The sequence below is a fragment of the Kitasatospora sp. NPDC048296 genome, assembly GCF_043201815.1.
Taxonomy (GTDB): Bacteria; Actinomycetota; Actinomycetes; order Streptomycetales; family Streptomycetaceae; genus Kitasatospora.
The window spans coordinates 1-21,756 of the sequence record NZ_JBICZB010000103.1 but is presented as its reverse complement, the minus strand read 5'-3'; the positions used below and the strand labels follow the sequence as shown (position 1 = coordinate 21,756).

General features: G+C 73.0%; 19 protein-coding genes and 1 pseudogene. 15 read left to right on the top strand and 5 right to left on the bottom strand.

All coding sequences use genetic code 11. The features are described from left to right. Positions 1-323: 323 nt before the first annotated feature. Positions 324-524, top strand: a pseudogene (locus ACGF12_RS35350) (transposase); the annotation flags it as partial. A 25-nt stretch (positions 525-549) separates the two neighbouring features. Here ACGF12_RS35350 and ACGF12_RS35345 read toward each other — a convergent pair. The 3 genes from ACGF12_RS35345 to ACGF12_RS35335 form a co-directional block, all read right to left on the bottom strand. Then, positions 550-1,596: an FAD-dependent monooxygenase gene (locus ACGF12_RS35345; RefSeq protein ID WP_393039627.1), complete on the bottom strand. Its 1,047-nt coding sequence runs from the start codon at positions 1,594-1,596 to the stop codon at positions 550-552. Positions 1,597-1,733: 137 nt separating this feature from the next. After that, the gene (locus ACGF12_RS35340) at positions 1,734-2,843 is read right to left on the bottom strand and encodes a transposase (protein WP_393039624.1); all 1,110 of its coding nucleotides are present in this window, start codon (positions 2,841-2,843) and stop codon (positions 1,734-1,736) included. A gap of 159 nt (positions 2,844-3,002) precedes the next feature. Beyond that, positions 3,003-4,229, bottom strand: coding sequence for an MFS transporter (locus ACGF12_RS35335; RefSeq protein WP_393039621.1), 1,227 nt, complete (start codon positions 4,227-4,229; stop codon positions 3,003-3,005). A gap of 200 nt (positions 4,230-4,429) precedes the next feature. Here ACGF12_RS35335 and ACGF12_RS35330 point away from each other — a divergent pair, with 200 nt between their 5' ends. The 8 genes from ACGF12_RS35330 (at position 4,430) to ACGF12_RS35295 (ending at position 12,147) form a co-directional block, all read left to right on the top strand. After that, positions 4,430-4,888, top strand: coding sequence for a MarR family transcriptional regulator (locus tag ACGF12_RS35330; RefSeq protein WP_393039618.1), 459 nt, complete (start codon positions 4,430-4,432; stop codon positions 4,886-4,888). A 308-nt stretch (positions 4,889-5,196) separates the two neighbouring features. Then, complete coding sequence (locus ACGF12_RS35325; RefSeq protein ID WP_393039614.1) at positions 5,197-6,420, top strand: sedoheptulose 7-phosphate cyclase; 1,224 nt, start codon at positions 5,197-5,199, stop codon at positions 6,418-6,420. Then, entirely contained in the window at positions 6,417-7,568 is a 1,152-nt protein-coding gene (locus tag ACGF12_RS35320) for an ROK family protein (protein ID WP_393039611.1), read from the top strand. The genes ACGF12_RS35325 and ACGF12_RS35320 overlap by 4 nt, the downstream gene beginning before the upstream one ends. Then, complete coding sequence (locus ACGF12_RS35315; protein WP_393039608.1) at positions 7,565-8,710, top strand: alcohol dehydrogenase catalytic domain-containing protein; 1,146 nt, start codon at positions 7,565-7,567, stop codon at positions 8,708-8,710. The genes ACGF12_RS35320 and ACGF12_RS35315 overlap by 4 nt, the downstream gene beginning before the upstream one ends. Continuing rightward, positions 8,707-9,495, top strand: coding sequence for an SDR family NAD(P)-dependent oxidoreductase (locus tag ACGF12_RS35310; RefSeq protein ID WP_393039605.1), 789 nt, complete (start codon positions 8,707-8,709; stop codon positions 9,493-9,495). The genes ACGF12_RS35315 and ACGF12_RS35310 overlap by 4 nt, the downstream gene beginning before the upstream one ends. Next, positions 9,492-10,340: a sugar phosphate isomerase/epimerase family protein gene (locus ACGF12_RS35305; protein WP_393039602.1), complete on the top strand. Its 849-nt coding sequence runs from the start codon at positions 9,492-9,494 to the stop codon at positions 10,338-10,340. The genes ACGF12_RS35310 and ACGF12_RS35305 overlap by 4 nt, the downstream gene beginning before the upstream one ends. Before the next feature lies 1 nt (position 10,341). Then, complete coding sequence (locus tag ACGF12_RS35300) at positions 10,342-11,433, top strand: alcohol dehydrogenase catalytic domain-containing protein (protein WP_393039600.1); 1,092 nt, start codon at positions 10,342-10,344, stop codon at positions 11,431-11,433. Positions 11,434-11,637: 204 nt separating this feature from the next. Next, positions 11,638-12,147: a hypothetical protein gene (locus tag ACGF12_RS35295; protein ID WP_393039597.1), complete on the top strand. Its 510-nt coding sequence runs from the start codon at positions 11,638-11,640 to the stop codon at positions 12,145-12,147. On the opposite strand, the gene ACGF12_RS35290 is transcribed toward ACGF12_RS35295, so the two are convergent. Next, positions 12,134-13,735 (bottom strand): ABC-F family ATP-binding cassette domain-containing protein, encoded by a 1,602-nt coding sequence (locus ACGF12_RS35290; RefSeq protein WP_393039595.1) that lies wholly within the window; start codon positions 13,733-13,735, stop codon positions 12,134-12,136. The genes ACGF12_RS35295 and ACGF12_RS35290 overlap by 14 nt on opposite strands. A gap of 284 nt (positions 13,736-14,019) precedes the next feature. Between ACGF12_RS35290 and ACGF12_RS35285 the strand changes: the two genes are divergently transcribed. Next, positions 14,020-14,940, top strand: a complete 921-nt coding sequence (locus ACGF12_RS35285) for a RimK family alpha-L-glutamate ligase (RefSeq protein WP_393039593.1) — start codon at positions 14,020-14,022, stop codon at positions 14,938-14,940. A gap of 21 nt (positions 14,941-14,961) precedes the next feature. Here ACGF12_RS35285 and ACGF12_RS35280 read toward each other — a convergent pair whose 3' ends face one another. Beyond that, on the bottom strand, positions 14,962-16,347 hold the full coding sequence (locus ACGF12_RS35280) for an NAD(P)/FAD-dependent oxidoreductase (protein WP_393039590.1): 1,386 nt from the start codon (positions 16,345-16,347) through the stop codon (positions 14,962-14,964). A 737-nt stretch (positions 16,348-17,084) separates the two neighbouring features. On the opposite strand from ACGF12_RS35280, the gene ACGF12_RS35275 reads away from it, so the two are divergent. The 5 genes from ACGF12_RS35275 to ACGF12_RS35255 all read left to right on the top strand — a co-directional run bounded on the left by ACGF12_RS35275 (position 17,085) and on the right by ACGF12_RS35255 (position 21,476). Further along, positions 17,085-18,635, top strand: a complete 1,551-nt coding sequence (locus ACGF12_RS35275) for a hypothetical protein (RefSeq protein WP_393039587.1) — start codon at positions 17,085-17,087, stop codon at positions 18,633-18,635. Positions 18,636-18,781: 146 nt separating this feature from the next. Continuing rightward, positions 18,782-19,378, top strand: coding sequence for a helix-turn-helix domain-containing protein (locus ACGF12_RS35270; RefSeq protein ID WP_393039584.1), 597 nt, complete (start codon positions 18,782-18,784; stop codon positions 19,376-19,378). Positions 19,379-19,443: 65 nt separating this feature from the next. Beyond that, on the top strand, positions 19,444-20,349 hold the full coding sequence (gene lepB, locus ACGF12_RS35265) for a signal peptidase I (protein ID WP_393039581.1): 906 nt from the start codon (positions 19,444-19,446) through the stop codon (positions 20,347-20,349). Between the two features lie 122 nt (positions 20,350-20,471). Beyond that, complete coding sequence (locus ACGF12_RS35260; protein WP_387632255.1) at positions 20,472-20,720, top strand: hypothetical protein; 249 nt, start codon at positions 20,472-20,474, stop codon at positions 20,718-20,720. 96 nt (positions 20,721-20,816) lie between these two features. Beyond that, entirely contained in the window at positions 20,817-21,476 is a 660-nt protein-coding gene (locus ACGF12_RS35255; RefSeq protein ID WP_387632253.1) for a zinc ribbon domain-containing protein, read from the top strand. Positions 21,477-21,756: the final 280 nt, after the last annotated feature.

The window sequence follows — 21,756 nt, the reverse complement described above, 5'->3', positions numbered from 1 at the left end:
GAACGTCGTCACACCGCGAAGACACCACATAGAGTGCTCTACGCAGTCGCGTAGCTCGCAAGCCCACCGGTGTCTGTCAGACCGGGGCAACTCCAACCTTCTCTGTGCCGCTTGCCCCTACGTTGGTGGCCATGCACACGAACCGGCTGAGTGAGTTCCTGCGGGCCCGGAACTCATGAAACTACGCCGAGCTGACGTGACATCTGGCGCTGGCGCTGGCGCCGGAGCTTGAGGGGCATCCCACCGAGAACTCAGGGCCGCTCGTTGAGTAGGTCGTGGGAAAGAGAGCGCCGTGGTTGGTGTCGGACGACCTGTAGGGCCGGATCGAGCCGCCGCTGCGGCCGGTGCGGTAGCAGCGGCTTGGGAAGCTCGGCCGGCCGCCGGTGGACGACCGGGGCTGCTCGCAGGGGATCCTGTCCGTACTGCACACAGGCATCCAGTGGGAGTGGTTGCCGAAGGAGCTCGGCTTCGGCTCGGGCACGACCTGCTGGCGCCGGTTGCGGGACCGGCACGAGGCCGGGGTGTCACCAACGTCCGGCAGTTCTGTACCTAGCGGTGCCCGGCCCCGCACCTTGCGGGGATCTCCGGTGCCCGGGCGGCCCGTCGGGCGCCGTAGTGGGCGAGCCAGCTCCGGACGTCCCCGCCCGAGGCGTCCCAGGAGGCGCCCAGTCCGACGGCCCGTTCCAGCGCGTGGTGCAGGCCGGACGCCTTCAGTGGGCGCGCCGGGTCCGCGGTCTCGCCCACCAGCGCGACCCGGCTGCGTGCCAGTGCCGACGAGGCGTTCCGGCCGGGGACCGTCCAGGCTCGCCAGTTGCGGCCCAGTGTCAGGATGTTGCGGGCGGCGTAGCCGATCTCCGGGAAGGCCGCGAGTACCTGCTCCAGGTCCACCCGGGCGCCCGCCGGCTCCCGGCCGGAGTGCCGGTGGCGGGTGGCGGAGAGGCTGAGGTACCGGGAGTCGGGCAGCGGGTAGTGCGAGACGTGCCATTGCGCGCCGACCCAGCAGGTGATCGCGCCGTCCTGCCAGCGGCCGTCCACCAGGTCCATCGGGATGACGGTGCGGTAGACCGAGAGCCGGTCCTCCGCGGCGTCGTCGGCCCACCGGGGGTCGTCGCGGGAGACGGCGCGGGCACCGCCCGTGAGGATGAGGGCGTCGCCGGTGACGCTGCGCCCGTCCGCCAGGGCGGCCACCACCGATTCGCCGTGCTCGGTGTAGCCGACCACGTGGCTGTCGGCGCACAGTCGGACGCCGTCCTGCTCCCAGCAGGCTTCGAGCAGCGGCTCGTACACATCCAGCCGGTGGGCCGTGGCGTGTGCCGAGCCGGGGCCCCGGACGGGCAGCGGCACCGTGCTGACCGGTTCCCCGGTCGCGCCGTCCATGGTGCGGAATTCGTCGATCGTCAGCGAGCGTTCGCGGACGGCGTCGCCGACGCCGAGCCGGTCCAGGAGCCGGAAGTCCTGCGGAGCGAGCCGGACGCCGACTCCGCTCTCCGTGAAGACCGGGCGCTGCTCCAGGACCAGGACGTGATGGCCTCTCCTCCCCAGGGCAACCGCTGTCGCCAGACCACTGACCCCACCGCCGGCCACGAGAATTCGCATACGTCGATGATGGTTCCCGAGGGCCCGCGCGGGCGACGCGGTCAACGCGCTTGTGTCAGAACCTCTCGGCGATGTGACACAAACAGAAAGAAGATGTTTGAACCACGCGCTGTCCGATTTGCACCGATCGGCGGCACCTACAGCGCATGCCCGATCCGCTGCTCCATCGAGGCCATGCAGTGGGTCCACGGGCGGACGCGAGCCCGCGCGGCCGCGACCACCTGGGCGACGTGCGCGGCCGCCGTCAGCGTCATGTGCCGGTGCCAACCGTCGGAGCTGCGCCCCTCGTAGTCGTCGACGGCCCCGACGTGTGACGCGGACCGGGCGATGTCCTGCTCGACGCGTCGGGTGAGCTTGCCGAGCCGCAGCAGAACCCCCAGGGGCGTCGCCGTCAGATTGGTCAGCCAACACCGAGCCGGCTGTTGCTGTCCAGGACCCCACTCTCCCACCAGCAGCAGCGAGTGCCCGGCCCACTCCACCCGGACACCGGCGACCAGGCTCTGACGCACCGTTCGAGACTGGGCCTCGGTCCACTCCGCCGGCCGCCGCAGCATCCGGTTGAGCTGCAGCAGCCGGGCGGCGGGCAGCGACCGGCCGCCCCGCCCCGGCGCCCGCTCCAGCACCGGGAGGTTGGCGGGCACCGCGGCCAACAGGGGTGCGCCCGCCCGGGTGTAGCGGTCGAAGACCGGCCGCAGGTCGACCCCGGGGATGTCGAGCACGACCGGGCGTGGCCCGATGCTGCTCGGATCCCGCACCAGAGCGGCCGCTGCGATGCACTCGGCGGCCTCCTCGCCGCAGCGCAGCAGGCTCCACCTCACCGGTACGGAAGCGTCATTGGCCATACCCCACACCCCGACGGCATGCCGGCCCCGCCGCGGGACCGGCAGCGCGTGCACCACCCAGGCGTTGAAGCGCAGCTCGTTGTCGGCATGGCGCTGAAGCGCCCTGCTGACCGGCTCCCAGTCCCAGGTGGAGGAGGCGATGAAGTGGTGCAGGCTCTGGGCCAGTTCGGGGCCGCCGACCTGAGCGGCGATGTTCCGGATCGACCTGCGGCCCTCCGCCGCGATCAGTCCGCGCAGGTAGAGCCCACCCTTGACGCGCTGATCGCTGCGCGGCAGCGGGGCGAAGAGCACCTCGGACAGCTCGTCCAGGACCGCACTGCTCAGCGGAACGGCCGGAACGGCCGGACCGGCCCGGACGGCGGGAGCAGCCGCAACGATCGGCACGGCGCGTGGAACGCGGAGCATGAGAAGTCCCTCCACCCAGGGTAGTTGCCAGCCGAACAACCCCCGTACACACGGCCCTATTCCGCTTCGTGCCGGATCAACCCGTCCGGGGCGCACCCGGTGGAACCCGCCGACCCGCGGGATCCACCGGGCACGCCCCGGACGTCGAACGACGGCCCCTCAGGGCGTTTTCTGGACGAGCTCGGACGCATTCGCAGCAGCAGCAGCCAGCGGCACCGGTGCCTCGCGACGGCCCCGTGCCCACATCGCCACCGAGAGCAGCAGGGCGATCGCGGTGGCGATGGCGGCGGTCAGGGTCACCGCCCGGACGTCGAAGCCAAGGTCGATGGTGGCACCACCGAGCCACGCGCCGAGCCCGTTGCCCAGGTTGAACGCGGACACGTTGGCCGACAGCGCGAGAGCCGGCGCGGCGGCGGCCACCGCGAGGATCCGCGCCTGGAGCGCCGGGATGATGGAGAAGCCGGCGGCGCCGAAGAGGAAGAGCGCGACCGCCGCCGGGGCCTGGTGGGGCGCGGCGAGCCAGAAGAGCAGTAGCGAGGCCAGCAGAGCGGTCTGGGCGCGCAGCACTCCGCGCATGACGTTGGCGTCCGCGGTCTTGCCGCCGAGGATGTTGCCCAGCACCGAGCCGATGCCGAAGACGATGAGCAGGATGCCGACCATGGCCGGTGCGAAGCCGCCGATGTCGCGAAGCAGCGGCGCCAGGTAGGTGGAGGTGGTGAAGACCGCGCCCTGCGCCAACACGGTGATCAGCATGGAGAGTTGGAGGCTCCCTCGGCGGAACACCTTCATCTGTTCGCGCAGCGACAGGCCTCCGTCCGGCGCATCCTCGCTCTCGGTGGACAGGGCGCTCGGCACGAACTTGGAGATCAGCAGCAGGCAGACCACGGCGAAGGCCGTGACGTAGCCGAAGGTGGCGCGCCAGCCGAAGTGCTGCCCGATGAAGGTGCCGATCGGGGAGCCGAGCACATTGGCGAAGTTGAAGCCCAGTGCGATCTTGGCCATGGCGGTCGCCTGCTTGTCCGGCGGGGACATCAGGGCGGCGACGTGCCAGGCGACGGCGGCGAAGGTGCCGTGGCTGAGCGAGGTGAAGACGCGCGCACCCATCAGCGTCGCATAGTTGGGGGCCAGCACGGCGATGACGTTGCCGGCGATGAAGACGCCCATGAGGCTGAGCAGCAGCCCCTTGCGGGACCACTTGGTGGTCAACAGGGTGATGATCGGACCACCGATGGTCACCCCCAGCGCGTAGCCGGTGACCAGCAGGCCGGCGGTCGGGATGGACACGTGCAGGTCGGTCGACATCTCGGGCAGGATCCCGGCGATGACGACCTCGGCGGTGCCCACGCAGAAGACCCCGAGCATCAGGGCCAGAAGGGGCAGTGGCATGGCGGCCCAAGCCTTTCGTAGGGAGCCAGGTTCGATGACGGTCGATGGCAATCGACGACGCATGATGAAGATGTATGCGATTGCATATAGATAATGGACGAACATCCGAGGGTGGTCAACTGGCGCAAGGAGTTACGCTGGGCAGCGGTGACGGTTGGGCAAGTGGAACGTTTCGAAGGACTCAGTGAGGGGCCACGTCGATGGAGACTTGGGGACCGGGGAGCGGGCGGGATGAGATCGCCGTCTGGCGGCAGCTCACGCGCCTGATGGAGCAGGTCAGCGCGACCGCGGGCCGACGGTTGACCCGCGGCCACGGGGTCTCCATGAACGAGTTGCTGCTTCTGCTCTCGCTGACCGAGCAGCGGGACGGCATGCTGCGGATGTCGGACCTCGTCAAGGCGCTGGGCGCCAATCAGCCGGCCGTCAGCCGGATGGTGGCCCGCCTCGAGGACGCCGAGTGGGTGACGCGCCGCAGCGCCCTCGACGACAAGCGGGGGGTGGACGTCCAGGTGACCGAGGCCGGTCGGCGGCTGACCAGGACCGCCGAGCAGACCCTGCGCAAGGCCCTGTCCGAGGCTCTCGACACGGCCGCGCTGAGCGACTCCACCGCTTCGCTCGTCGCCCGGCTGCGGTACGCGCCCGCGGTGCCGATGGACTGAGCGCCCCCGCCGCCACGGAAGCGGCCCCGGCCGCGGGCCCCGCCCGCAGTCGGGGCCGCTTCGTCGGACCGCCCGGCCGCCCCGTTCCGCCGGTTCACGGCGTGGTAATACGGGGCCATGTGGGGCGCCGGCGATTCACATCGGGGCAATGTCCGAGAAACATGAATTTGAATACATCTATTGTGCCCGAACCACCTTGCGATGCATGCAGACGAAGCACTAGCGTTCGATGCTGACGGGCGGACCGGACGGTTGGTTTCTCCGCCGCGCGCATTCCCCAGCTCTGAGACCCTCACGGAGGTCGTGTCATGTCTGGAACCGCAATGCCTCGCCCCGCCGGTCTGAACCCGGTCGCCGATCTGCCCAAGCCGCCCGGACTCCACTGGAACGTCCGCGCGAAACAGCCCGTCTCCTACGGCGTCAGCATGGTCCGCGGCCTGCTGGACCCGGAGAACCCCACCCTCGCCCGCGCCTGCGGCGGTGGCCAGGGGCGCCCGGTCCGCTCCCTGCTGGCGATCGACCCCGTCGTCAACAGCCTCTACCGTGACCGCTTCGCCGAGTACTTCGACCGCTGGCGGATCGACACCACCTGGCAGGTCGTCCAGGGCGACGAGGAATCGAAGTCCTTGGAGCAGGCCGTCCTCGTCACCGAGGCCATGTCCCGGATGGGCATCCTGCGCCGCGCCGAGAAGGTGGTCGCCGTCGGCGGCGGCGTGGTCCTGGACATCGTCGGCTTCGCCGCGAGCATGTACCGCCGCGGCGTCCCCTACGTCCGCGTCCCCACCACCCTGGTCGGCCAGATCGACGCCGGGATCGGCGTGAAGACCGGCATCAACCACGGCCACCACAAGAACCGCCTGGGCGCCTATTTCGCGCCCGAACTCGCCCTGATCGACCCGGAGTTCCTCCGCACCATCGACCCGCGCCACGTCGCCAACGGCATCGCGGAGGTGATCAAGATGGCGCTGGTCAAGGACGCCGTGCTGTTCGACCTCCTGGAGTCGACCGTCGACTCCATCACCCCCAATACCCTGGCCGGTTGCGGCTCGGCCATCAGCGAGGTGCTGTCCCGGGCGATCTCCGGGATGCTCGACGAACTGGAGCCCAACCTCTGGGAGCAGGTGCTGGAACGTTCCGTCGACTACGGCCACACCTTCAGCCCCTCCCTGGAACTGCGCGCAGACCCGCCGCTGCTGCACGGCGAGGCCGTCGCCGTCGACATGGCGATCTGCCTCGCCCTCGCCCATCTGCGCGGCCACCTCTCCCAGCACGACGTCGACCGGGCACTGCGACTGCTCCAGGGCTTCCGGCTCCCCGTCTCCCACCCGGTCTTCACCCGGGAGCTGCTCACCGAGGCGCTCGCCGACGCGGTCAGGCACCGCGACGGACTGCAGCGCGTCCCGCTCACCCGGGGCACCGGCTCCGTCGTCTTCGCCAACGACCTCACCCCGGAGGAACTCGGCCGGGCGCTGGAGTTCGTCGACTCCTGGACGGCGGCCGCGAACAGCGAACTCGTCGGCGCGGCGGTATGAGCACCGCCGACACCGTCGTCACAACCGACACCGTCACCGACACCGCCGGAACCGCCGCCGGCACAACCGACACCGTCACCGACACCGCCGGAACCGCCGCCGGCACAACCGACACCGCCGCCACCACCGCCACCGTCTTCGACGTCGGCGGGACGTACATCCGCCGGGCCGAATGGTCGCGCGAGGGCGGCCTGAGCGCCCGTACCTCGCGCCCCTCTCCCAGCTTCAAGCGCTTCCCCGCCGCCACCGTCGCCGAGCTCCGGGACATGATGGTCCGGGAGCTGTGCGAGGGCGTCCCCGAGACACCGGACGCCGTCGTCGGCATCTCCTTCGGCGCCGCGCTCGACCACCGTTCCGGCATCGTCTACGCCTCGGCGCCGCTCTGGGGCGGGCACAGCGAACCGTACGACCTGCGCGCGGCGCTGACCGCCCGGCGCGGCGACGTCCGGTGGCACATCGTCAACGACGTCACCGCCGCCCTGCTGCACGCCGCCGCGTCCGCCGAGCGCGGCGGACACCGCAAGGTCCTGCTGGCCACCATCAGCTCCGGCATCGCCTGCCGGGTCATCGACCAGCGGGAGCGCCGGATCCCGGTGGACGGCTGCGGCCTCCAGGGCGAGATCGGCCACCTCCCGGTCGGCGCCGAACTCGCCGGAGCGCCCGTCGAGTTACCCTGCGACTGCGGGAAGCCGGGACACCTGGCGGCCTACGCCTCCGGCCCCGGCATCGCGCGGATGGCACAGGCCCTCCAGCAGCGCGAACCCAAGCGCTGGGCGGCCTCCCGACTCGACCGGACGACCGCCGACGGCACCGGCTTCGAGACGGCGCTGCGCCACGCGCTGGACGAGCGGGACGAGCTGGCGGCCGAACTGCTCGACGCGGTGACCGCCCCCGTCGCCGCCGTGCTGCGCACCGCGCTCTGCCTCGACCCCGAGCTCGACGAGGCGGTGCTGACCGGCGGCGTGGTCCACGGTCTCGGCCACCACTACCGGCGCGCCCTGATGGGCCACCTCACCCGCGAGGGCCTGTACCTGACCAGCGAGCGCACCCCCGACTGGCTGGAGCGCCGGATCACCGTCGCCGGCCCCGGGGAGGCCGACGGCCTGGCGGGCGCGGGCATCGCGGCGACCGCCGGAGTACCGGCATGAGGACGGCCGACGAGACCGTCCCCGACCACCGGGCCCTGGTCCGGGAGGCCGGACGCGTCCGGTTGCGCCTGCGCCCCACCCCGCGGCCCGCCCCCGGTGAGCTGCTTGTGGCCACCCAGGTTGCGGGGCTGTGCGGTACGGACATCCAGATGCTGCGCGGGCTGCGCGACGACCCGGCCCCGGTGATCGGCCACGAGGGCATCTCCCGGGTGGTCGCCGCCGGCCCGGGTGTCCCCGGCGCCCTGTGCCGCCCGGGCACGCCCGTCGTGGTCAACCCGACCCACCGCTTCGACCCGTCCTTCCTGCTCGGCCACAACGTCGACGGCCTGCTCCAGGAGCGCACCCTCATCCCCGCGACGGCCGTCCGGGACGGCCTGGTGGTACCGCTGACGCAGGCCCCCGACCCGGTGCTCGGCACCCTGATCGAGCCGCTGGCCGCCGTCCGGTACGCCCTCGCCCTGCTGGCCGCGGCCCGCCCCCGCACCCTGGTGGTGTACGGCGACGGCACGATCGGGCAGCTCGCCGTCCGCGCCGCCCGCCGCTGGCTCGACGGCGTCGCCCGCGTCCTGCTCGTCCACCACACTCGGACCGGGCTGGCCTGGAGCGCCCGACAGGCCGTGCCCGGCGTGGAGTTGCTGCTCGACCGGGAACCGGGCCCGCTCGGCGCGGAGCCGGTCGCGGCCCTGCTCGCGACCCCGCGCGACGCCACCCTGGGAGCCCTCGAATCCGCGCTGCGCCTCAACGGCGGCGAGCTGACCGTCGACGTGTTCGGCGGTCTCCCACCGGGTGCCGCCAGCGCCTCGCTGCCCGGGGTCGACCTGGCCGCCGTCCGGGCCGCCAACTGCGCCGGCCATCCCGTCCCGGCCGCCTTCGCCCAGACGGCCACCGCCCGGGGCCGACCCGTCCGGCTGACCGGCCAGCGCGGTGTCGGCAACCGTCATCTCGTCGAGGCGGCAGCCGAGTTGAGCCGGAACCCGGCGGCGTACCGCGCCCTGGTGACCCACGTCGTGGGGCTGCCGGAAGCCGCCCGGATCATGAACGACCTGACCGTCAGCGACCGCCGGACCGTGGCCGGGAGCCGGCTCATCAAACTCGCGGTGCGTTTCGCCCCCGTACCGCCGTCAGCTCAGGAGACTCAGTGACAGCACACGCTCAGCCCCGCCGCCGCGCGCTGGTGGTCGGCGGGTCCACGGGTATCGGCCGCGGCGTCGCGGACGCCTGGGCCGAGGCGGGGCTCGACGTCACGGTGCTCAGCCGGTCCACCCCGACCGGGCCCGGCGCCGACCGGCTCCGCTGGACGGCCACCGACCTCACCGACGCCGAGCAGGTCGCCGGGAGCCTGGCCCTCGCCACCGCCGGGCCCCTGCACGCGGTCTGCTACTCGGCGGTCCACTACGGCGACCGGCGCGCCCTGTTCCGCGACTGCGCCGAGGCCGAGTGGCGCCGCCAGATCGACGTCAACCTGCACGGCCTCTGGCTGACCCTCTCCCGGACCGTCCCGGCGCTGCGCCGCACCGACACCCCGGGGGTGTTCCTCGGGATCTCCTCCGAGGTCGTCTACAACGCGGGCCCCGGGCGCTCCGGCTACGCCGCCTCCAAGGCCGCCGGCGCCGCCCTGCTCGACTCCCTCGCCCAGGAGGAGAGCGCCGACGCCCCCGGTGCCGAGGCGCTGCGCGTCGTCCAGGCCCTCCCGGCCGGCATGGTCGACACCCCCGGGATCCGGCGCCGGCGCCCGGACGGCTTCGACTACAGCGACTACATGCGGCCGGCCGGCTTCGCCCCGCTGGCCCGGGAGCTGGCGGCGACGGCCGGGGCCGGACTGCACGGCGCCCACCTGGTGGTCGACGGCGACGGCGCCTGGTACCCGGTGGGCGAGCGGCTGCCGGTCTCGCAGAGCCGCAGGATCCCTTCGGGTGCGGGCTCGTGACGAGCTTCCCGCTGGTCGGACTGGCCGGTTGGCGGCTGCCGGGCGACCACTTCGCCGCGGTCGAACTGGCCCACCGAGTGGGCACCGAGGGCCTCCAACTCGACCTCGGCGGCCCCGGCCGCGGCCCCTGGCTGGACGCGGCCGGAACCGTCGAACGGCTCCGCGAGGACTGCGCCCGGCACGGCGTGCGACTGCTCGCGGTCGCGGGCAACACCCTCAACGACATCGGGCTCCACGCGCCGAAGGACGGCCGGGACGGGCTGCGCGCCCGTCGCGTCCTGGTCCGGGTGCTCGACACCGCCCTGGCCCTGGGCGCGCCGCTGGCGTTCGTCCCGAGCTTCCGCCGCAGCGCCGTCCGCGACCGGCAGGACCTGGAGCGCACCGCGGCCGTCCTGGCCTGGGCCGCGCGCGAGGCCGAGGATCGCGGTCTGCTGCTGGCCAGCGAGAACGTCCTGGACCCGGAGCGCGCCCGGCTGCTGGCCGAGGAGGTCGCGTCCCCGGCCTTCCGGCTGCTGCTCGACACCTACAACCCGTACACGGCCGGCGTCGACGTCCTGGCGGTGATCGAGGCGACCCATCAGTGGATCGCGCCGCAGGTCCACCTCAAGGACGGCACCGGCGGCGTGGTGGTCAAGGACCTTCTCGGGGACGGCGACGGCCCGGTCCGCCAGGCGCTCGCCGCGCTCGCCGCCCACGGCCGCGCACCCGAGGTGCTGGTCCTCGAGAACGACTACCGCGACGGCGACGTGGCCCGTCTCACCCTGGACGTCGAACGCGCCCGCGGCCACGCCCGCACCCACGCCCACGCCCGCACCCACGCCGCCGAAGCCCACCCGAGGAGTTGACGTGCCCGGCCTCCCGACCACCTACGCGACCACCACCCTGAGGGACGGCGTGGTCAGCCTCGGCACCCGCCGCTTCCCGCACGGCGAGCTCGGCCCCGACACCGTCGTGATCAAACCCGACCACCTGGGCATCTGCCGCGCCGACGCCAAGGAGATCCACGGCTCCCGCGACGTCATGGCGGACCGCGGCCCGCTGTTCGGCCATGAACTCGTCGGCACCGTCGCCTTCGCAGGGGGCCGCACCGGGTTCCGGCCGGGCGAACTGGTCACCCTCAACCCCAACATCACCCCGACCCGCACCACCGGCTTCGCCGAGTACGTCCTCGTCCGCGGCACCGGGAAGCAGCTGGACCAGGCCGTGGTACGGGTCCCGGAACCGCACATCCGGGACACCCCCTGGATGCCCGAGCCCTTCGCCTGCATCGTGCACGCCCTCGACAAGCTGCTCGACCTCACCGGCCTGCCCGCCCTCCACGGCAAGCGGGTCGGCATCATCGGGGCCGGCTGCGCGGGCCTGATGTTCGCGATGTACGCCCGCCACCTGGGCGCCCCGGTCGCGGTCTTCAACCGCGGCGAGCCGCGCCGCGCCTTCGCCCGGCAGCAGGGGATCCTCGCCGACCACGAGATCCACCCGCTGACCGATGCCGAGGCGGCGGCCCACCGGGGCGGGTACGACATCGTGATCGTCGCCCCCACCATCGCCACCACCGAGCTCCTGGAGACCGCCGCCGGCCTGGCGGCCGACGGAGCCGTCCTGTTCGTCTACGGCGGCACCCGCGCGGGCGACACCTTCCCCACCGGCGCGGCGGACGTCGACACCATCCGCCGCCGCGAACGCATCGAGTCCGTGACGCACCAGGGGAAACGGCTCGAACTGTCCGGCGCCTACGGCTGCTTCCGCGAGGACTACGAGAAGGGTTTCCGGCTGCACGCCGAACACCCGCAGGACTTCCCGCTGGAAAAGCTGACCTCCCGGCGGATCACTCCCGAAGAATTCCCGCACCGGGTCATGGACATCGCCGCGGGAAGGGCGGACTTCCCCGGCAAGGTACTGATCGACGTGACCGCCCGGCACAGTCGCGCGCACTCCTGACGAACGCCGAGTAGGCCGTTCCCATCACCCGGTGGGAACGGCCTACTCGGCCTTCGTCTCAGTGCGTCGGGTCGTTCCGCGCGCCGAGCCACCGCGAACCTCGCCGCCCCCGGTCAGGGCGTGGGTCTGTACAAGGTTCACTGGACACACCCTGATCACGAGACCGGGTGACCGGCTGCGCGAGCAAGACGAGGCGGTCCCGGTATGGCCACCACCTTGAACACCCTCAACCAGTGGACCCGGCGCCGACGCTGGGCCGTGACGGGGATGTTCACCGTCGTGCTCGCCGCTCTGTGCATGACCCTCTTCGTTGCCGGAGTCTGTCTCCAGGTGCGCTCGCCGCCCACCGCCACGCCGGCCAGCCGCCTCACCATCGGGATCGGCCTCCTCACCGCTGGCACCGCATCCTGCTTCGGCGCGAAGACCCGCACACACAAGATCTGTACGGCTACCAAGAAAGCCGCCGAGCAGCTGGCCGGGGAGTGCCGGGCGCTCGACGGTGGTGCTGAGCCGGACGCCGAGGACCTGCAGCAGCAAATCCGCGACCTCGACGTATTGCTCGCCACCCCGCTGCCGACCACGGTCAAGCTGACAGGCCTGCCGCTGCTCACCCAGGCCGAACGCGGTGCCCTGATCCATGACCACCTGCTCGGCCCGCCGGGGAAGTCCGGCGGGCCGAAACGGGACTCGGGAACGGGCGTCAGGCCTGCGTGACCAGTTCCAGGTAGGAGTCGTGCCACAGGTCCTCGTCCCCGTCCGGCAGCAGCAGGACGCGGTCGGGCCGCAGGGCCTCGATGGCGCCCGGGTCGTGGGTGACCATCACGATCGCGCCCGGGTAGGTGCCGACCGCCGCCAGGACCTCCGTCCGGGAGGCGGGGTCGAGGTTGTTGGTCGGCTCGTCCAGGAGCAGCACGTTGGCGCCGGAGTGGACCAGACCAGCCAGTGCGAGGCGGGTCTTCTCGCCGCCGGACAGAACGCCGGCCGGCTTGTCGGCGTCGTCGCCGCGGAAGAGGAACGCGCCGAGCACGTGCCGCAGTTCGCCGTCGGTCAGGTCGGGCGCGGCCTCGGCGAGGTTGTCGCGGACGCTGAGCGCCGGGACCAGGGTGTCGTGTTCCTGGGCGAAGTAGCCGAGCCGCAGGCCCGTCCCGGGGACGACGCGGCCGGAGTCCGGGGTCTCGTGGCCGGCCAGGATCCGCAGCAGGGTGGTCTTTCCCGCGCCGTTGAGGCCGAGCACGACCAGCCGGCTGCCGCGGTCGACGGCGAGGTCCAGGCCGCTCAGCACCGGCCGACCGCCGTACGCCTTGGCCAGGCTGATCGTGCCGAGCGGCATCCGGCCGCAGGGTGCGGGCTCGGGCAGCCGGATGCGGGCGGTGCGCTCGGCCTGCCGGGCGGGTTCCAGCTCGGCGAGCATCCGGTCGGCGCGGCGGGCCATGCTGCGGGCGGTGGTCGCGGTGGCGACATTGGCACGCATCCGGTCGGCCCGGGCGTGCAGGGCGGCGGCCTTGCGTTCGGCGTTGGCCCGCTCCCGGGCGCGGCGGCGCTCATCGGCCGTGCGCTGGGTGAGGTAGGCCCGCCAGCCGGTGTTGTGGATGTCGATGGTGGCGCGGCCGGGGTCCAGGTGGAAGACCCGGTTGACGGTCTCCTCCACCAGCCCGAGGTCGTGGCTGATCAGCACCAGCCCGCCCTGGTGGGTGGCGAGGAAGCCGCGCAGCCAGGCGGTCGAGTCGGCGTCCAGGTGGTTGGTGGGCTCGTCCAGCAGCAGGGTGCCGTGCTCGGCGAACAGGATGCGGGCCAACTCGACCCGGCGCCGTTGGCCGCCGGAGAGCGTGCCGACGGGGGAGTCCATCACCCGGGCGGGCAGTCCGAGCCCGGCCGCGACCCGGGCGGCCTCGGCCTCGGCGGCGTAGCCGCCCCGGGACTGGAACCGGGCCTCGGCCCGGGTGTAGGCGTCCATCGCCCGGTGTTCCTCCGCCGGGGAGCCGGCCAGCGCCATCGCCTCCTCGGCGGCGCGCAGCGCGCGGACGGCGGTGTCCAGGCCGCGGGCGGACAGGATGCGGTCGGTGACGGTGACGGCCGGGTCGGCGGCGCGGGGGTTCTGCGGGAGGTAGCCGACCGGCCCGGTGCGGGTGACCGTCCCGGCGGCGGGCGGCAGCTGCCCGGCGAGGGTGGCGAGCAGGGTGGTCTTGCCGGCGCCGTTGCGGCCGACCAGGCCGATCCGGTCGCCGGGGGCGATGTGCAGGGTGACGTCGGACAGCAGCAGACGGGCGCCGACGCGCACGTCGACACCACGGGTGGTGATCATGGGATAACGCTCCGAAACAGCTGGCGGACACACGGGTGGTGTGGAGGTGGGTCCGTCGGCTAGGAAATTCGGGGCGTAGACATGCGGCCAGGCTAGCTGTCCGTCGGAACGGCCGCATCCGAATTAACCGGCCGCATCCCGTCCGGCGAAGCGAACGGGCCGCACCGGACTGCGGATTCATCGGCCGTACCCTGGCCATCCGCCCGTTCCTTCGCCACGGTTTCGGTCACCGTGGCGCGCGGGGCCGTCTTGCCGGACTGGACCGGGGCCTCTTCCATGGCCGTATGGGCCGATCCGAACTCGTTCTCCTGACCGATCACAGTTCGACCGAAGGAAGTCGCGACATCCTCGCCGCCGCTGTACGGACACTGACCGGCCGCGCGCCCGTCCACCTCGACGCCCGGCACTTCATGGACGGCGGCAGCGGCCGGATGGACGCCGACGGCCCGGGCGGGCTCCGGCTCACAGCGGACGGACGGACCGTCACCGCCGAGGCGGTGGTCGTCTACGAGATCCCGCCGCACCGGCGCCGCGCCTTCGCCGACTGCCAGCGGCGGCTGCGCGCGTACGGCGCCCGCTCGCTCGGCACCGACCCCGAGGCGTGGCGGGCGGCCACCGAGAAAGACCGCACCGTCGCCCGCTTCGCCCGGGACGGCGTGCCGCAGATGCCCAGCGTGGTGTTCTCCCGGCCGAGCCCGGAGGCCGCCGCCGAGGCGTTCGAGCGGCTCGGCGGTGACGTCTGGGCCCGGCCCTGCGTGGGAATGGGCGGTGAGGACGTCTTCCATGTCACCACCCCGGCCCAACTCGCCACCGCGGCACAATACTACGCCGCGGCCGGGACGGACTGGCTGATCGCCCGCGACGCCCGGAACTTCCTGCCGGACGGCCGCCGCCACCAGTACCGCGTGGTGGTGCTGCACGGTCGGGTGGTCCGGGTGGCCGAGCACGTCCAGGCGGACCCGGACGCGCCCTGCAACGAGTGTCGCGGCGCGATCTCCAGCTTGTTGGAGGTTGATGAACTACCTGACGGACTGGCGAAGTTGGCGATCGCCGCGGCGGACTCGCTCGGCCTGGAGCTGGCGGGCGTCGACCTCGCCGCCGAGAGCGGCGGGGTGGTCTTCGAGGTCAACGTCCACCCGGCCTTCGGGCAGGGCGCCCTGGAGCAGGTCGCGCTGCCGTACGTCGCCGCGCACCTCACCCCGTGAGCGGCAGCGGCTCCGCGGACGTCAGCTCCGCAGTACGGCGGCCAGCACCGACGGGCGGAAGAACAGCGAGGGCGGTGCCACCAGGGAGAGCACCTCGTGGAAGGCCTCGGTGACCTCCGGGTTGCGGGTCGCGCCGGCCAGCACCCGGTCCAGGAAGCGGTGCTGGATCCTGATCAGGGCGCCGGAGGGCCCGCCGGTGGTGGCGGCGAAGCGGACGTCCTCGGCGCAGGACATCATCCACGCGTTCTTGGACACCGCCGCGATCTCCCGCTGCGCGTCGCGCGCGGTGGCGTGGCCGATGCCGCCGTGCCGCAGCGCGGTGCGACGCAGCGCCTGGGCGCAGAACAGCGAGACCGTGACCCCCTGGCCGTACACCGGGTTGAAGGTGCTCGCGGCGTCGCCGACCACCACCAGGCCCTCCGGGCCGCCGCGCTCGTAGTGGCGCCGTACGCCCGGGCCGGGCAGGAAGCCGCGCACCTCGCCCGCCGGTTCGGCGTCCCGCAGCGCGTCGCGCAGGCCCGGGTCGCGGAGTTGGGCCAGGTGCTTGGTGAAGCCCTCCTCGCCGGGCTCGGGTTCGGCGCCGCGCATCCCGGCCAGGCTGACGATCCAGCGGTCGCCCTCGACCGGCAGCAGCACGCCCATCCGCGGCTTGTCCGGTGCCTTGGTCTGCAGGTAGATCGCCTGGTAGCCGAGGTCGACCCCGGGTGGGCGGTGGAACAGCTGGGAGGAGTACGCCACGCCGGCGTCCACCCGCTCCTCGGGCACCGGGCGGCAGCCCAGTTCGGCGAGCCACTTCGGCACCGAGGTCGAGCGGCCGGACGCGTCGACCACCAACTCGGCCGGGATGTCCCGGACTTCACCGCGACCAGCGTTCTGCCCCGGGTCGCGCTCCGCGTCGCGTTCCGAGCCGCGCTCCGGCCCGCGCTCGCGGACCTTCACCCCGGTCACCGCCCCTGCCGAGCCCAGCAGCCCGACCACGTCGGTGCCCTCCAGGAACTCGATCGAGGGCTCGGTGCGGACCCGGTCCAGGATCAACTTGTCCAGCACCGGCCGGGTGCAGGAAAGGAAGCCCAAGCGGGCGGGGTAGTCGGCCATCCACCCGGCCGAGCTGAGCCACTTCAGATCGCCCGAGACGGCGACCTGGTGCGCGCCCGCGGCCGACAGCTCCTGCTTGATGCCGGGCATCATCTCCTCCAACGCCCGGTGCCCGGCCTCCAGCACCAGGTGGGCGTGCCGCCCCTGTGGCACCCCGGCCCGGAACCTCGGCTCGTCCGGGTAGCGGTCCCGCTCCACCACGACGATCCGCTCGGCGCTGCCCCGCAGCGCCCAGGCCGCCACCACCCCGGCCAGACCGCCGCCGATCACCACCGCAGTGCCCCGCTCGGGGGCCGTCTCCGAAGAACTCATGACACGTAGCGTAGTGGTGTCCGAGGCGGTCCGTAGCCGCTTCACCAGGACGAACGTGCTGCCCCGGTCGGCCTGTTGAGGCCGCATCGGGCCGACGGGAGCCGTGGGGTGCGGTAGTGCGGGCCGAAGTCGGACCGGCCCCCGGTCGTCGCGCGGCGTTCGGCGGTCGGACTCACGGGTGTTCCGGGTACGTCAGGGATTCGTCAGGGCGCCGGTGCGGTGCTTGCCCGGGTGGACCGGGGTGGGTTTGATGAGCCGCATGAACCGCCCGGTGCGCCACCACGACCGTCCGCCGCGTGAGCGGCCGCCGGTTCGCGGCGCCGTGGCCGTCATCGCCGTGCGCTGATTCCGCGCCTCCCCGCCGGAGGGCACGGCCCGCACCGCGCCCCGCCCTGCCGCCGTCCCGGCCCGGGCGGGGCCGGGCGCGTGAACTTCCGCGGCCCGTACGGGCTCCGCGAGGACCGGGGGCCCGCGACGGCCGCCGATCCGCGAACACCACGCAGGCCGGCCAGAACTGACCGCTCCACCGGCATCTCTCGCGTGACCGACCCCGGGCGCCGCGACGGCGCTAAGGAAGCGTCAAGATCGGCGCCAGGCGGTGTCAAGGAGGCGTCAGGAGGCGTCTCATCGCAGGCGGCGCGGCACTAGCCTCGCCCGGCGGAGAGAAACGGTTCTGCGTTCGGTTTCAGTAGGAAACCCCTGGCAGACCGTGCAGCGGGGGAAAGGGACGTACGGTCATGACCACCTCGACAGCGCACCGGGAGACCACCTCGGGGGAGACCACCTCGGGGGAGACGGCCGACGAAGGGGGTGACAGCCCCGAACCGGCCGGACCGAGCGGCCTGCCCGGCACCCTGGCCCGGCTCGGCCAGGGCCTCCGGACGGTCGGCAGCCGGTCCTACTGGACCACCCCGCGCCTGGTCCGAGGCCTCACCGCGCTGAGCCTGGCCACCCTGATCGGCCTCGGCGCCACCGCCACCACCGTGCTCGGCGGCGTCCGTGACGGCACCGACACCATCGGCCACCGGGCCGCCCCACAGGCCACCCGCGCCGCCGACCTCTACTTCGCGCTCAGCGACATGGACGCCCAGGCCGCGAACCTGCTGCTGGTCGGCGCGGACCCGGACTACGCGACGCTGCGCAAGCAGACCCTGGACACCTACGAGCAGCGCCGCGCCCAGGCCGACGACGACCTCCAGCAGGCCGCCGAGGCCGCCTCCGCCGATCCGGCCGGTCAGCGCGCCGTCCAGCTGGTGCTGGGCAAGCTCGGCAGCTACGAGGTCCTGGTGGCCCGCGCCCAGCTGCTGGAGGAGCAGGCCAAGGCCCCGGCCGGCCAGCCCTCGTCCGCCGCCCTGGACGCCTACCGGCAGGCCACCGACCTGCTGCGCCAGCAGCTGCTGCCGGCCGCGGACCAGGTCACCGCCGCCAACCAGGCCACCGTCGACCGCGTGTACGGCGAGCAGCGCGACGCCATGGGCTCCGGCTGGTGGTGGGTGTTCGCGGTCGGTCTGCTCGCCCTCGCCGCGCTGGTCGGGCTCCAGCGCGCCCTGTTCGTGCGCTACCACCGGGTGTTCAACCCGGCGCTGGCCGCCGTCACCCTGCTGACCGGCATCGTCATGGCCGCCGGGCTGTACCTGGTGGGCCGCGCGGACGACCACCTGGTGACCGCGAAGAGCGACGCCTACGACTCGGTGATAGCGCTCAGCCGGGCCCGCGCCGTCGCGTACGACATGAACGCCGACGAGAGCCGGTACCTCACCGACCCGACCCGCGCGACGACGTACGCGCAGGCCTACCTCGACCAGAGCCAGGCGATCGTGCACCTGGACGGCGTGACCCTGGCGAGCTACGACGACCGGCTGCAGGAGGCCGTGACCCGGTACCGGTCCAACCACGGGAAGGTCCCCTTCGGCGGGTACCTGGGCAGCGAGCTGAACAACCTCACCTTCGCCGGCGAGCGGGACGCCGCCGAGCGGGTGCTGGGCGCCTTCCAGGACTACCAGCTGACCGACCACAAGATCCGTGACCTGCGCGACGAGGGCAAGCTCAAGGACGCGATCACGCTCAACACCGGGCTCGCCAAGGGCCAGTCCAACTACGAGTTCGAGCAGCTGAGCACGGCCATGGGGGACACCATCACGATCAACCGACAGGCGATGGAGACGGCGGTCGCCGAGACCGACAGCGACCTCGACGGCACCACGGCGGCCCTGGCCGGCGGCGCGCTGGCGGTGGCGCTGGGCCTCGTCGCGCTGGGGGTGCGGCCCCGGCTGCGCGAGTACCGCTGATCCGGAGCGCAGGGCCCGGTGGCGATCGGCGGATCGTCACCGGGCCCTGCTGCGCTACGCACGGGCAGGGGTGTCCGGAAGCCGTGAGGGCGTGCCACGGTGTGCCGGATTGACAAACACCCTTGCCGTCCCGGCGAATGGCAGACATGGCCGACGAAGAGTTCGAGAACGTCCTGACCACGGTGGGCCCCCGGCTACGGGCCCTGCGCCGGGAGCGCGGCACCACGCTCGCCAAGCTGTCCGCCGCGACCGGCATTTCGCTCAGCACGCTGTCCCGGCTGGAGTCCGGGCAGCGCAAGCCGACCCTGGAGCTGCTGCTGCCGCTGGCACGGGAGTACCGGGTGCCGCTGGACGAACTGGTCGGCGCCCCGGCCACCGGCGACCCCCGGATCCATCCGCGCCCGGTGACCAGGAACGGCCAGACGATCGTCCCGCTCACCCGCCACCTCGGTGGTCTGCACGCGTACAAGCACGTCGTGCCGCCGGGGCGGAACACCGGGCCCGGGCTGGAGTTGAAGGTCCACGAGGGCTACGAGTGGCTGTACGTGCTGTCCGGGCGGTTGCGGCTGGTGCTCGGCCCGCACGACCTGGTCCTGACGGCCGGTGAGGCCGCCGAGTTCGACACCCGCACCCCGCACGCCTTCGGCAACGCCGGTTCGCAGCCGGTGGAGTTCCTCAGCCTGTTCGGTCCCCAGGGTGAGCGCATCCATGTCAGGGCGCGCCCGGGAACCTCTGTTCGGTAGGTTCGTTCCCTGACAGGGGGTTCCCGCTTCGGGCTCCCGCCAGGCCGTCGGGAGGGGCCGAGTAAATGAGTGTGGAGCAGAGCACGGAGTCCGGCGAGAGCGGTGGAACGAAGGAGCAGGCGGAGCCGGACGACGGGGCCGGGCAGGCGGCGGAGGCCGGGACGGGCGACGCGGAGCAGGGCGCGAAGCCCGCGCGCAAGAAGCGCCCGTTCTGGCAGGAGCTGCCCATCCTGCTGGTGATCGCCCTGCTGCTCTCGCTCGGCATCAAGACCTTCTTCGTGCAGGCCTTCTCCATCCCCTCCGGTTCGATGGAGAACACCCTGCACATCGGGGACCGGGTGCTGGTCGACAAGCTCACCCCGTGGTTCGGCGCCGAGCCGGAGCGCGGCGAGGTGGTGGTCTTCCGCGATCCGGGCGGCTGGCTGGAGGGCACGTCGACGCAGGACGACGGCTTCACGGGCACCGTTCAGAAGGTGCTGAGCACCGTCGGCCTGATGCCCTCGGCGGACGAGAAGGACCTGATCAAGCGGGTCATCGCGGTCGGCGGGGACACCGTCGAGTGCAACGCGGGCAGCCCGGTGAAGGTGAACGGCGTCGCGCTGGACGAGCCGTACCTGTTCCCCGGTGCGACGCCCTGCGACAACGACCCGGTCGGCACCGTCACCGTGCCCAAGGGCAAGCTCTGGGTGATGGGCGACCACCGCAACAACTCGCGGGACTCCCGTCCGCACCACAACGAGACCGGGGACGGCTTCGTGCCGGTGGGCAACGTCGTCGGCCGGGCCTTCGTGGTGGCGTGGCCGATCGCCGACTGGTCCACCCTGCCCGTCCCGGACACCTTCGGCAAGGTGCCCTCCGGGGCCGCGGCCGCCCCGGTGGAGGCGCCTTCGGCGCCGGCCGCGCTCGCCTTCGCGGGTGTCGTCCCGATCGCGCTGTGGCGGCGCCGGCGGTCGCGCCGGGCCGCTCGCTGAGACGACGTACGGGCTTCGCCGGAACTCCGCCCGCGGTGCTCTACACGGCTGTAGAGTTCCGGCGATGGGCCGCCGCCCCGGTCGCGGCCGCAGCCGGGTCGGGCGGGTCGGGAGGCGGAACCGTGGTGGAGAGTCGGCGAAGCCCCGCACCGGCCGTGGAACCGGCCGACGCCGAGGTCCGGTGGGTGTACCAGCCGGTCGAGGTCGACCTCGGCGACGGGGCCTGGGCGCCCGGCCGGATCAGCGGCTGGTGGCGGGACCCGACGGGGCGGCAGTGGTGCCGACTGCGGGTCAGCCGCAGCGGTCAGCCCGCCGGTTGGCGGCTGTTCGAGCCCGAGCGGATGCTGCTGCTGCCGGTCTCCGGATTGTGAGGTTCCGGTGGGGAGTTCTTGGCGGAACCGTTCGAAGACCCCTGTCGTCCCTGGCATCGACCGCCGAACAGGCCACTTTCAGCAACCGGGGACGACGTGAGTTCCGAGATCTACTTCAGCAACAACTACCGCGACCTGTGCGAGCAGTACGGAACGGGCGCCGGCTTCCAGTTCGAGTTCTCCTGCTACCGCTGCTCCGACACCTGGCGCTCGCCGTTCGAACGGTTCACCACCGGCCAGGTGGCGGGCTGGATAGGCAAGGGTGTCAGCGCCGCCTGGAACCTCATCGGCGGCAACGCCAACACCATCAGCAACGCTGCCGACGGCCTGGCCGGCCAGACCTGGGGCACCTCGCGCGACGCCGCCTTCCAGCGCGCGATCGACAACGCCCAGACCCACTTCAACCGTTGCGGCCGGTGCACCCACTACGTCTGCGGCCGCTGCTTCGACCCGGCCCAGGGCCTGTGCTTCAACTGCGCCCCGGACACGGCGGCCGAGGCGCTGGCGGCGCAGCGGCGCGGCCTCAACGACATGGTGTCGGACCGGGCGTACCAGGCCGGGCAGCAGTCCGGGGCGGAGTTCGACGTGCGGACGCCGCGACAGTTGGTCTGCCCGCAGTGCCAGACCGAGACGCACGGCACGGCGTTCTGCCCGGGCTGCGGGTTCAAGCTGGCGCAGCCCGTCCAGTGCGCGCAGTGCCACAAGGACGTGCCGGAGGGCGCCGCGTTCTGCCCGTCCTGCGGGACCAGGCGCTGAGCACTCCCCGAGTGCGACGGGCGGGGTGACCCCCGGCCGAAACGGGCGGGGGGGGGGGGGGGGGGGGGGGGGGGGGGGGGCCCGCGGGGGGGGGGGGGGGGGGGGGGGCGCGGCGGGGGGGGGGGGGGGGGGGGGGGGGGGGGGGGGGGGGGGGGGGGGGGGGGGGGGGGGGGGGGGGGGGGGGGGGGGGGGGTGGGGGGGTGGGGGGGGGGGGGGGGGGGGGGGTGGGGGGGGGGGTGGGGGGGGGGGGGGGGGGTGGTCGCCGGCTTGGGGGTGGTGG